This window comes from Brevibacillus reuszeri (assembly GCF_001187725.1).
GTDB classification, from domain to species: Bacteria; Bacillota; Bacilli; order Brevibacillales; family Brevibacillaceae; genus Brevibacillus; species Brevibacillus reuszeri.
Genome location: NZ_LGIQ01000009.1, coordinates 1,868,486 through 1,880,070, shown reverse-complemented (window position 1 = coordinate 1,880,070; position 11,585 = coordinate 1,868,486). Strand labels below are relative to the sequence as shown.

9 protein-coding genes are annotated in these 11,585 nt (G+C 48.8%); all 9 read right to left on the bottom strand.

Going from position 1 to position 11,585, the window contains the following annotated elements; translation table 11 throughout:
• Window positions 1-26 precede the first annotated feature (26 nt).
• The 9 genes from ADS79_RS23215 to ADS79_RS23175 all read right to left on the bottom strand — a co-directional run bounded on the left by ADS79_RS23215 (window position 27) and on the right by ADS79_RS23175 (window position 11,514).
• Entirely contained in the window at window positions 27-284 is a 258-nt protein-coding gene (locus ADS79_RS23215) for an HPr family phosphocarrier protein (protein ID WP_049740717.1), read from the bottom strand.
• A 14-nt stretch (window positions 285-298) separates the two neighbouring features.
• A complete protein-coding gene (ptsP, locus tag ADS79_RS23210; RefSeq protein ID WP_049740716.1) occupies window positions 299-2,026 on the bottom strand; it encodes a phosphoenolpyruvate--protein phosphotransferase in 1,728 nt (575 codons plus the stop codon).
• A 4-nt stretch (window positions 2,027-2,030) separates the two neighbouring features.
• The gene (locus ADS79_RS23205; RefSeq protein WP_049740715.1) at window positions 2,031-3,206 is read right to left on the bottom strand and encodes a mannitol-1-phosphate 5-dehydrogenase; all 1,176 of its coding nucleotides are present in this window, start codon (window positions 3,204-3,206) and stop codon (window positions 2,031-2,033) included.
• A gap of 6 nt (window positions 3,207-3,212) precedes the next feature.
• Window positions 3,213-3,647: a PTS mannitol transporter subunit IIA gene (locus tag ADS79_RS23200; protein WP_049740714.1), complete on the bottom strand. Its 435-nt coding sequence runs from the start codon at window positions 3,645-3,647 to the stop codon at window positions 3,213-3,215.
• Window positions 3,644-5,749: a BglG family transcription antiterminator gene (locus tag ADS79_RS23195; RefSeq protein ID WP_049740713.1), complete on the bottom strand. Its 2,106-nt coding sequence runs from the start codon at window positions 5,747-5,749 to the stop codon at window positions 3,644-3,646. Before ADS79_RS23195 ends, ADS79_RS23200 begins: the two co-directional genes overlap by 4 nt.
• Before the next feature lie 60 nt (window positions 5,750-5,809).
• Window positions 5,810-7,270: a PTS mannitol transporter subunit IIBC gene (locus tag ADS79_RS23190; RefSeq protein WP_049740712.1), complete on the bottom strand. Its 1,461-nt coding sequence runs from the start codon at window positions 7,268-7,270 to the stop codon at window positions 5,810-5,812.
• A gap of 317 nt (window positions 7,271-7,587) precedes the next feature.
• Window positions 7,588-9,114, bottom strand: a complete 1,527-nt coding sequence (gene cshA, locus ADS79_RS23185) for a degradosome RNA helicase CshA (protein ID WP_049740711.1) — start codon at window positions 9,112-9,114, stop codon at window positions 7,588-7,590.
• Between the two features lie 251 nt (window positions 9,115-9,365).
• Window positions 9,366-9,743, bottom strand: a complete 378-nt coding sequence (locus ADS79_RS23180; RefSeq protein WP_049741119.1) for a PH domain-containing protein — start codon at window positions 9,741-9,743, stop codon at window positions 9,366-9,368.
• A 121-nt stretch (window positions 9,744-9,864) separates the two neighbouring features.
• Entirely contained in the window at window positions 9,865-11,514 is a 1,650-nt protein-coding gene (locus ADS79_RS23175; protein ID WP_255323324.1) for a formate--tetrahydrofolate ligase, read from the bottom strand.
• Between the last annotated feature and the right edge of the window lie 71 nt (window positions 11,515-11,585).

Below are 11,585 nucleotides of genomic sequence, written 5' to 3'. Positions count from 1 at the left end.
AAGGCGGCTGCCTGAATCATTTTGTCTTATTCTTGCTCCAAAAGCACCTTTTCAAGTGCGCTGATGGCTTCCTGCTCGTCTGCTCCATCGGCAATCAGTGTAATTTCTTCACCTTTTGCAATTGCGGAGGCCATGATGCCCATGATGCTCTTTCCATTGACGGTCTTTTCTTTTTTCACGATTTTGATTTCACTTGAAAACGAAGCAGCCACTTTTACAAACGTAGCAGCAGGTCGTGCATGCAGACCATGCGATAACTGAACTACAATTTTCTTTTCAACCATCGTGGTGTACCTCCTTAGATGTCTTTCTTATCGAGCACACTCTTAACGAACGCTTCCACTTGCTCTGACGTGCTCATGGATAAAATCGCTTCCGTATGCTTCGTCACTTCCTCTAGGGAAAGACGGCTTACTTGCTGACGTGCTGGCAAAATACTTCCCGCACTCATGCTGAATTCATCAAGTCCAAAGCCCAGCAGGATCGGTATTGCAATCGAATCTCCTGCCATCTCTCCGCACATTCCCACCCACTTGCCGTTGGCGTGTGCTGCCTTGATGACGTTGTAAATCAAGCGCAGAACAGCAGGGTGGTACGGCTGATAGAGATAGGAGACGCGCTCATTCATGCGATCCGCAGCCATCGTATATTGAATCAAATCATTGGTGCCGATGCTGAAAAAGTCTACTTCCCGCGCAAACTGATCTGCCATCATTGCTGCCGCAGGGATCTCAATCATAATACCCGCTTCATAGCGATCAGATACAGCGACACCTTTCTCTTGCAAACCTTTTTTCTCTTCCTCAAGAATTTGCTTGGCCTGTCGGAATTCCTCCAGCGTCGCAATCATTGGGAACATGATCTTCAGGTTGCCATAAACACTGGCGCGCAATAACGCCCGTAGCTGGGTACGGAATAACTCCTGATTGTCCAGACACAGACGGATCGCACGGAATCCGAGGAACGGGTTCATTTCCTCTGGCATCGGTAAATAGGAGAGCTGCTTATCTCCACCGATATCGAGTGTACGAATGACGACCGGCTTTTCGCCCATTTGCTCCAGCACTTGTTTATAAGCAAGAAACTGCTCTTCTTCTGTTGGGAAGTTCTCGCGACCCATATAGAGAAATTCGGTACGGAAAAGTCCGACCCCTTCTGCACCGTTGGCAAGTACACCAGCCAAATCATTTGGACTTCCGATATTCGCTGCCAGCTCAACGTGATGGTTGTCAGCTGTCACCGTCTTCTCATGCACCAGCTTTGCCAGCTCTGTCCTTTGCCCAGCATGCTCGGCTTGCTTGCATTTATAGGCAGCCAATTCTTCCGCGGTTGGATCGATGATGGCAATCCCTTCATCTCCGTCCAAAATCATCATCACGCCCGATTCGACTGTGCTTGTAATGACACGCGTGCCTACAACTGCAGGAATCTCCAGCGAACGCGCCATAATCGCGGAATGCGACGTACGTCCGCCAATATCTGTCACAAAGCCTTTGGCAAATCGACGATCGAGCTGCGCCGTATCAGAGGGAGTCAAATCCTCCGCTACCACAATGACTTCTTCTGTAAGCTCTCCCGGACCAGAAAATGCAATTCCGAGCAAATGGGACACGATACGCTTGGTCACATCACGAATATCGGCTGCTCGCTCACGCATGTATTCATCATCCATTTGTTCGAACAGACCGATAAAGACCTGGGCTACGTCGCTTACAGCACTCTCAGCGTTGACCTTTTCCTGTTCAATCTTGCCCTTCACCGTATCGAGCAGCTCTGGGTCTTCGAGTACGAGGAGATGAGCCTTGAAAATATCCGCATGGTCAGCACCCATTTCTCGCTCAACACGTTCTACGATGCCTTCCAAATCATGTTTTGCCTTCTCCAATGCCTCTTCGAAACGTTTGATCTCACGAGCAGTGTCGGAGGTGGCAACCATTTTGATGTGAAAATCAGGAGCCGCCAGCAAAAATGCCTTGCCGATTGCGATTCCAGCAGAAGCCTTTACCCCTATGATTTTTTGCGACATACCATCACTCACCTCTCCTAAGGTGCGTACTCGTCCATTCCTGTAACAGACGAGCCTGCTTACGTACCACTTCTTCTAGCGAATGACCTGCCGGAATACCTGTACAATTGTGTAATGCTTGTTCCCAGCCAAACTCATTCTTGTCTGATTGTATACGCACCGCTTCTGCATCTTCTGGATAGTCGAACTCAAGTGCGGCTGCGATAGCCAAGCCTAAATAATCGGGAGTAATCCCATGCCTGGTACATTGAAGCGCTGGACCGACCAGACGATCTTGCGCAGAAAGCTTGCGGATTGGTGAGCGCCCCACGCGGGTAACCTCATCGGACAGCATTGGATTCGTAAACCGCTCGAGTATTTTTTCTACGTAGCGCTGATGCTCTTGTTCGTCAAAGCCGTGCTTGATTACTAGCAAGGCACTCGTCTCGCCCAATGCTCCTCGTGTCGCTTTAGCAATCTCAGCATTTTGGATAGCTGCGTCGATTGTTGCATAGCCCATTTGATAGCCCAAATAAGCAATGACTGCATGCCCGGTATTTACCGTGAACAGTTTTCGTTCAATATAAGGTGCCAGATCATCGACATACGTGAGTCCCGCTACCTGCGGCTTTTCCCCGACAACCTGCGATTGATCTACCGCCCATTCAAAAAACGGCTCCACCATAACCAACAGTTTGTCATCGTGCTGCTGCAAAGGTACAATCCTGTCTACAGCGGCATTGGGAAAACCGATTTTCGCTGCGGCCAACGCCCGATCTGCCTCTGGTAAAAATCCGTAAACATGCTCCCGCAGCGCTGCACTGCCCCCGATCATATTCTCGCAGGCAATGACATTCAGTGGTCGCTCAGAAGTTGCTAGCCTTTTCGAAATTCCTGCTGCGATCGCACTCGCGATATGAGGGAGAATATGCGGACCTACTGCAGTCGTAACGAGATCCGCGTTAGCGATTGCCTGGGCAACAGCTTCCACATCAGCACCTTGGAGTGCACTGACATTTTCTACTACTGACTCAGGTTTTCCTGCAGCAGCCAGCTGTACCCGATACGCTTTTCGCTGATTCAGCTCATCGACCAGAGCTGTGTTAACGTCGACGAACACGACCTCATAGCCAGCCTGATACAGCAATTGACCAATAAAACCTCGACCGATGTTTCCTGCTCCAAAATGGACAGCTAGCATACGCGATCACACCTCCTCGGAGAACAGGTCGATAATCTCGGCAGCAGACGTCGCTTGCACAACTCGTTTGACGTTTTCCTCCTCGGAGCAAATGATCGCGATATTGGAGAGTACCTCCAAATGCTCATCCCCAACTGCCGCAATTCCCACCAGCAAGTAAGCGATATTTCCTTCTCCGAAATCAACCCCTTCAGGAACCTGGACAATCGAAATTCCTGTAGATTGGATTTCCTGCTTCGACTCGTTCGTGCCGTGCGGAATGGCAACGCCGCTTCCAATATAGGTTGTAGCGAGCTGCTCGCGCTCCTGCATTTTCTCTACATAAGCGGAAGTCACATGACCAGCCTTCACGAGCAAATCGCCCGCCAGTCGGATCGCCTCTTCTTTGGTTGCTACCTTTGCATTCAACATGATTTTCTCAGCTGTCAGTATGTTTTTCATTTTGTTCTCTCCCATCCTATCTTTTTCAAGCAAAACGAATACAATTGATCTGCTATATAATCAGCAATTTGCTGTGTTTCTCCTATCTCCAATACGCTTTGCAATTCTTCTTCAATGAGTAGCGAGCTGAGCTCACTCAATACTTCAAGGCCCTCTTGTGGTACATCCCGCGGGCCGAGCATCAGCAGCAGCAAATGAATGGACATTTCTTCGTCATCCATCGATTTGAGCAGCAGTGGTTCCTGTAGCCTGTGAATGGTAAACGATACTTTTTTGACGTGGTCATTTCTACCGTGAAACAATGCCATCGAAGTACCCGGGATACCTAATCCCCCGAGCTTTTGCCGATCAAGCAGCTGCTGCACGACTGGATCAACTGCCTGTATTGCTTGGCTCTCCAGTAAATCCTGAGTCATTTTTCCTAAAAGCGTACGTAAATCCAGCTCGCGGTTATCCCATTCTCTCACCCACAAGCCCTCCACGATATCGCTTGCGTAGCGGGAGTAATTTTGCATCTCCAGCAGCAGTCCAACCGGATTTTTCCTGGCGGATGCTACGGTCATTTCCTTTGATACAGGCTGTCTCTCTCCCGTGCTATGAAGATGAAATTTGATTTTCTGAATGTCATCCGGCGGCAGCAACGGGCTGACCACCACATATTCCATCGGCGTGAGTGGCAACGGGATGGTCGAGATGATGAGATCGTACTCACTTGCCGGGATGTCCCCCAAATCAAACATGGAAAGATTTTGGAGGCTGACAATCTCGGGAATTTCCTTTTTGATGCGAGTGGCTAAAATCTTGGAGGACCCAATCCCACTCGAGCAAACGACGAGTGCCCGGTAACGCTGCTGTTCTTGCCGCGTTCTTTCCAGAGCCGCTCCCAAATGCATTACGAGATAACCGATTTCCTCCTCAGGAACCTCAAACTGCGGGAAGACTACTGCCACAGCCTCTTGTACGACCATAAACAGCTCATCGTAATTGCTCTTGATTTGATCCAGAATCGGATTGCGTATCTCCATCTTTCGCTTCAGTCTGTACAAGGCAGGCTCCAGATGTGTCAGCAGTCCATGAAACAGCGATGAGTCCTCTTTCAAGGGTACTCCCAAACGCTCTTCGCATAGCTGGATCAAACGGTAGGTCGTAGTCATCAGCTCTGTATTTTCCGGCCAAAAAGACTCCTCTTGCGAATGGCGCAGCTTGGCTCCACGTAAATGCATCGTGATATAGCCGATCTCGGCAGTAGGAATCTCCATCTGAAACATGAGCTGGAGCCTTTCGATAATGCGCTCTGCTGCCTTGTACTCTGCTGTGTCAGTCAACTCGCTCAAGGTTTTTTCGTCAAAGTGGATATTCTCTCCCTTTTCTACCCGCTCGACAGCCAGTGCCAAATGGGTAACGAGGCCAATGTAGGCACTGTCCGCCAAATGATAGGGGAGATCGTCTTCCAAATTGTTTAAAGCATTTTCGACTTTGATCAGTTTTTCCCGGTCAATAAGACCGAGCAAACGCTCCGAGATTGAGTCAATGTTGCGAAGCGCCTTGTTCTGAATGTTTTCTTTGATTACGCCAATCATTTCATGGTCGTCCAAATGCTCGGAGATCAACCGGCTGATCATTCTCCGCTTCGAGGACTCGGTGCCGAGCAGCTCTACACCGTAGCCTCGTTTTCGCAAGAGGGATAGCTCATACCGGGCAAGCAAGACCTCCAGATCGTCCAGATCATGGCTGATGGTGGCTGTCGTTACCTTCAAATCAATTGCCAGGGATATGAGCTTGACAGGCTCAGATGCCTCCAGCAACGAGCAGAGAATGATGACCTTTCGCTCCTGGGCAGGAAACTGGGTCGTCGTCTGATGCAGGACAGAAGTCCGCAAGCTCTGCTTCTGCTCCTCTGTCCCTACGATTTCTACACCGGCTCCTGCTTTTCGCTTCAGCTTCATTCCATATTCCGCGAGCAGCTCTTCTACTGCTTCGAGCTCCCTGTGGATCGTTCGGGCACTCACGCCGATATGCTCGGCAATGTACCCAACCGTTGCTCCTTTTTGTTCCTGCATCAAAACTTCTACGATGGATCGTTGTCGCGAGGATATCTGCATGCTCTGTCCCCCTCCTAACGCAAAGAGGGAAGACGCTAGCTCTCACTAGCGTTGATTCCCTTAACCGAGGCGTTTGACCAACTTGTCATACTCCGGACTATTCAAGAAGTTATCAATTGAAATATGCTCAGCATCAGGAGCTTTTACTTGTGCTCGTTCGGTCAAAGATTTGTGCGTAATAACGATGTCAGCATCAAGTGGAATATCGTTGATCGCGGTGTTGATCACCGTAATATGCTCCAGCCCTGCACTTTTGAATTTCTTGCGCAAGGATGCAGCTCCCATCGCACTTGATCCCATCCCTGCATCGCACGAGAATACGACCTTTTTCACGTCTGTGGCAAGCACAGCTTCCGTTGCTGCTATTGCTGTAGGCGCTGCTGTTGCTGCAATTTCTTCCTCTTCTACTTTTTCCTGCTTTTTCCCTTTCAGCTCCTGCATTTTTTCCGTTGCTTTCTCGATATCATCTTCCTCATTCTTGCTGCTCATTTTCAGGAACGCAGAGGCAATGATGAACGAAACGACAGTCGCTGCTACGACGCCAGCCAGTACGGGCAGCAATCCCCCGCGTGGTGCCATCGCACTCAAGGCAAAAATACTGCCTGGAGAAGGTGGCGCTACCAAGCCCGCACCCAGTAAAGTGAAGGTGAATACACCAGCCATTCCACCGCCGATTACCGCAAGAATCAAGCGTGGATTCATCAGGATGTACGGGAAGTAAATCTCGTGGATACCGCCAAAGAAGTGAATAATGATGGCACCTGGAGCAGATTGTTTCGCATTTCCTCTGCCAGCCAGCCAGTATGCCAATAAGATTCCCAAACCTGGGCCAGGATTTGTCTCCAACAGGAAGAAAATCGACTGACCAATTTTTGAAGCTTCATCCAGACCAATCGGGCTCAGGATGCCATGATTAATGGCGTTATTTAAGAACAAGATCTTCGCCGGTTCAATCAAAATACTTGCGAGCGGCAAGAGTCCAGCATTTACGATCACCTGTACACCAGCTGCAAGTGCCTTGCTTAAACCGACTACAACCGGTCCGATTGCATTGAAAGCAAGTAATGTGAGCAAACCTCCGAAAATCCCTGCTGAAAAGTTGTTTACGAGCATTTCAAACCCGGCAGGTATTTTTCCTTCCAGCATCTGGTCCACCTTTTTGATGACCCATCCGCCGAGTGGTCCCATAATCATTGCACCCAAGAACATCGGGATATCGGCACCAACCACTACCCCCATCGTGGCAACAGCACCCACGACACCGCCTCGAACGTCATGAACCATTTTACCGCCCGTATAACCAATCAGAAGCGGCAATAAAAACGTAATCATTGGCCCAACCAGCTTGGCCATGTCCTCATTAGGCAACCAGCCTGTCGGAATGAACAGTGCAGTAATCAATCCCCATGCAATGAACGCCCCGATATTTGGCATCACCATCGCACTTAAGAATCGACCAAACTTTTGTACCGAGACGCGCAATCCTCCCGAGGCTTGGTCCTTTGTAGCCACGTTAGCCATACGTTGACCCTCCTTTTACAAAATGATCATATGTTGACAGGATTCAATAGAAGTAGTTCATGCCTCAAATATAAAGCGTTTACATACGTGTCACAACAAAATCAAAAGGCGAATTTGTCGGTTTCGCTGTTGCCAAAACTTAATAACCCACTGGCATATACCTGTAATCCCTTGTCATAAGTAGCTTCTCCAACACTGCCTAGATCATCTATGAGCTAGGAGAAAAGAGCAGTTACCAGGCTTCGGAAAACATCCGAGTGATAATCACAAAAAAAAGACCGATGCGTTTGAGATCGCATCGGCCTTGTCTTTTTCGATTAGCGTTGTTTGTTATATGGTCTGCTGCCAGATTCGGAGCTACGCGGACGAGAGTCACCGCTGCGTGGACGAGAATCGCCACTGCGAGGGCGGGATTCTCCACTGCGCGGACGGGATTCACCGCTACGTGGGCGAGACGGACGCTTGCCGCCAAAGCCGGAACCAAATCCGCCTCTGCCTTTTGGTGGCAGCTTTTTCTTGCCAACACGAAGAGGTGCTTCTTCTGTCAGACGAATTGGTGTCATATCTGGCTCTTTGGTTAACAGCTTGAGTGCTGCAGATACGAGTGTAACGGAATCCACATCCTCAAGCAATTGCTCTGCAAGAGTTTTGTAAGCGGACAGATTGTCTAGTCCAGAAGCCTCCAAAATCTTGTCCACAGCCATGCGCTGTTGCCCTTCCAATGCTTCCGCCATGCTTGGCACAGTGCGGCGCTCCATGCGGCGATTGGTCGCACGCTCGATCAGGCGCAGATGGTCAATTTCGCGAGAGGTCACAAAAGTGATGGCCAAACCAGTTTTACCCGCACGTCCTGTACGACCGATACGGTGTACGTAGCTCTCGGAGTCTTGTGGAATATCAAAGTTAAATACGTGGGTAACCCCGCTGATATCCAGTCCGCGTGCAGCTACGTCTGTTGCGACGAGTACTTCGATAGTACCCTCTTTAAACTTGCGCAGGACGCTGTCGCGCTTTGCCTGATTCAAATCACCATGAATACCTTCCGCACCATAGCCGCGCTTAGTCAGCGCTTCAGACAGCTCATCTACACGACGTTTGGTTCTACCGAAGATGATAGCCAGCTCAGGGGAGTGAATGTCCAGCAAACGGCACAGCACATCAAACTTTTGCTTTTCTGCTACTTCCATATATTGCTGCTCGATGTTAGGAACAGTTACTTCTTTTGCTTTCACCGAGATCAGTGTAGGTTCCGTCATAAATTGCTGAGCAATCTCTTGAATGGCTCTTGGCATTGTTGCTGAGAACAACAAGGTCTGACGGTTATCCGGCACTTCCTGCAAAATTTCTTTAATGTCGTCAATAAAGCCCATGTTCAGCATTTCGTCGGCTTCATCCAAAACCACAATCTCAATGGAATCGAGTCGAATGGTCTTTCTTCTCATATGGTCCATGAAGCGACCCGGTGTCGCAACGATGATTTGAGGACGTTTTTTCAAGGCCTTGATTTGCCGAGTAATGTCTTGACCACCGTAAATAGGCAGAGCAGAGATGTTTTTAAATTGGGCAATCTTATTGATCTCTTCTGCTACCTGAACTGCCAACTCGCGGGTTGGAGTCAATACAACACCCTGGATATTTCCGCTTTTCTCATCCAATCTTTCGATGAGGGGAATACCAAATGCTGCTGTCTTACCCGTCCCCGTTTGTGCCTGACCAATCAAGTCCCGGCCTTGCAGGGCTACTGGAACGGTTTGAACTTGAATGGCAGTTGCCTCTTCAAATCCCATATTGCTTAATGCGCGAACAAGTGAGTCGCTTAATCCAAATTCATAAAAAGTTGCCAATGCACTTCAGTCTCCTTTTTCTATACCTTCTTCTATAAAATTCTCACTAAAAAAGGGCACTATTCCTTACGATCCGGAACATGCCCCTTTATCCCCGATTGTACAAATGCACCCCACAAAGAACATAGCTGTAATCGTACCATGCATTTCTTCAAAATGCAAATGGCTGCGCACCTAAAAACGTTCGACAATGCTCGTTTTTCCGACCGGAAAAAAGCCCCAATTTTTGCACAAAATCGACCAGCTTCTCCCTATCTTAGCACATAGTCAGCCAGCACACTTTGCACCTCATAGATGTTGAGATTCTTGTTAAACTGCTTTTGGATCGGCATCTGGCTCCCGGAAATGTAAATTTTCAACTCGGCATCCCAGTCAAAATTTCCCGCTGTTTCAATGCTGAAATGCGTAATACTTTTATACGGAATGGAATGAAACTCCACCTTTTTTCCTGTAAGTCCCTGCTTATCAATCAAGATCAGGCGCTTATCTGTGAATACAAACATATCGCGAATCAGTTTGTATGCTTTTTCCAGCCTTTCATTTTTCGCCAAAATTGGCCCCAGCTCATTTTGGATTTCAACGATGTTGACCTCTGAAGCGTTGCCCATCAGACCATCAAATAGTCCCATTGCGCTCTCCTCCATTCTCTTTTCCCAATCCAATACTCTTACGTATGTATACGCGCTGATTCGAAAAAAAAAGCTGACACCCATTGCAAAAGGTGTCAGCTCTGATTCGTTTTTCATACTCTTAACTCAGTCCGTTAATTACGCCATCCTCATCGACATAGAGCAATTCCGCTGCCGGCTTTTTCGGTAGACCTGGCATCGTAACCAAGCTGCCTGTCAGAGCAACGATAAAGCCCGCTCCCGCAGAGACACGAATTTCACTCACTTGGATGGTAAAGTCAGTAGGGGCGCCCAGAATATCAGGACGATCCGTAAAGGAGTACGGTGTTTTCGCCATGCAGACTGGCAAATGGGACATGCCCATTTCTTCTACCTTCTGAATGGTTTTCAGTGCGCCTGGAGAAAAAACGACTCCCGATCCACGGTACACCTCTTTGACAATCGTTTCGATCTTCTCCTTCACCGTCAGCTCCTCTTCATAGAGGAGACGGAATTGCGATGGTCTTTCTGCGGCTCGCGATACTTTTTCAGCCAGCTCAGTTCCACCCGCTCCGCCCTCTGCCCATACGTTTGAGAGTGCTGCCTCTGCCCCGGCCTCTTGGCAAAGCGCGATTACTTTTTCTACCTCTGCTTGGGTATCGGTCGCAAAATGATTAATAGCAACCACTGCCGGCACCCCGAACTTTTCGAGGTTTTCCAAATGCCGCTTCACGTTAGCGAAGCCTTTTTCCAAAGCATCAAGGTTCTCTGCTGCCAGATCGGCAACCTTTACCCCTGCGTTGTATTTCAGTGAACGGACCGTGATGACGACAACTGCCGCCGCAGGAGTAAGACCCGCTTTTCGACATTTGATGTCAAAAAACTTCTCCGCGCCGAGATCAGCGCCAAATCCAGCCTCTGTCACAACGTAGTCAGCCAGCTTCAGCGCCGTTTTAGTTGCGATGACACTACTGCAACCATGGGCAATATTTGCAAACGGCCCGCCATGAATGATGACTGGCGTACCCTCGATCGTTTGTACGAGATTTGGTTTGATCGCTTCCTTCAGCAGCACCACCATAGCTTCGACAGCATTGACTTCCTCTGCCCGGACAGGCTGGTCGTCAAAGTCATAGCCGATGATGATATGTGCCAAGCGGTCTCGCAAATCCGCCAAGCTTTCACTCAGGCAAAGAATCGCCATGATTTCTGAAGCCGTAGTAATCATAAACCCATCTTCCCGCGTCATTCCGTTGCTGTCACCGAGCCCGATGACAATATTACGCAAAGCGCGGTCGTTCATATCCATCGCCCGTTTCCAAACGATTTTCTTTGGATTCAGGCCACGCGGGTTGCCTTGAAATATATGGTTGTCAATCATGGCTGCCAATAGATTATGAGCTGCCGTAATCGCATGAATGTCGCCTGTAAAATGAAGGTTGATCTCGTCGGCAGGAAGTATTTGCGCTTTTCCGCTGCCTGTAGCTCCTCCTTTAATGCCCATGCACGGTCCTAGCGAAGGCTCGCGAAGTGCGGCAATCGTCTTTTTCCCCAATAGATTGAGGGCTTGTGATAAACCAATCGTGGTGAGAGTCTTGCCTGCTCCTGCTGGATTGGGATTCATTGCTGTAACGAGGATTAGCTTGCCATCCTGACGGTCCTTCACCTTTTCCCACAGATCGTTAGATAGTTTCGCTTTAAACTTTCCGTAAAGCTCCAGATCATTTTCATCGATACCTGCTGTCTTGGCAATCTCAACAATCGGCTTCATGCTTGCCTCCCTACATTCCATGAATTTCTTGTTTATTTACCAATGATCTACATTCCACATTGTAGTCGTTTCTCCTTTCCTTGGATACGAAA

Bases quoted from the DNA above. Each gene is read 5' to 3' on its own strand.
- ADS79_RS23180 (WP_049741119.1), bottom strand. From the start codon at position 9,743: ATGGGACTATTTGATGGTCTGATGGGCAACGCTTCAGAGGTCAACATC.
- ADS79_RS23175 (WP_255323324.1), bottom strand. From the start codon at position 11,514: ATGGAATGTAGGGAGGCAAGCATGAAGCCGATTGTTGAGATTGCCAAG.
- ADS79_RS23190 (WP_049740712.1), bottom strand. From the start codon at position 7,270: ATGGCTAACGTGGCTACAAAGGACCAAGCCTCGGGAGGATTGCGCGTC.
- ptsP (WP_049740716.1), bottom strand. From the start codon at position 2,026: ATGTCGCAAAAAATCATAGGGGTAAAGGCTTCTGCTGGAATCGCAATC.
- ADS79_RS23205 (WP_049740715.1), bottom strand. From the start codon at position 3,206: ATGCTAGCTGTCCATTTTGGAGCAGGAAACATCGGTCGAGGTTTTATT.
- ADS79_RS23200 (WP_049740714.1), bottom strand. From the start codon at position 3,647: ATGAAAAACATACTGACAGCTGAGAAAATCATGTTGAATGCAAAGGTA.
- ADS79_RS23215 (WP_049740717.1), bottom strand. From the start codon at position 284: ATGGTTGAAAAGAAAATTGTAGTTCAGTTATCGCATGGTCTGCATGCA.
- ADS79_RS23195 (WP_049740713.1), bottom strand. From the start codon at position 5,749: ATGCAGATATCCTCGCGACAACGATCCATCGTAGAAGTTTTGATGCAG.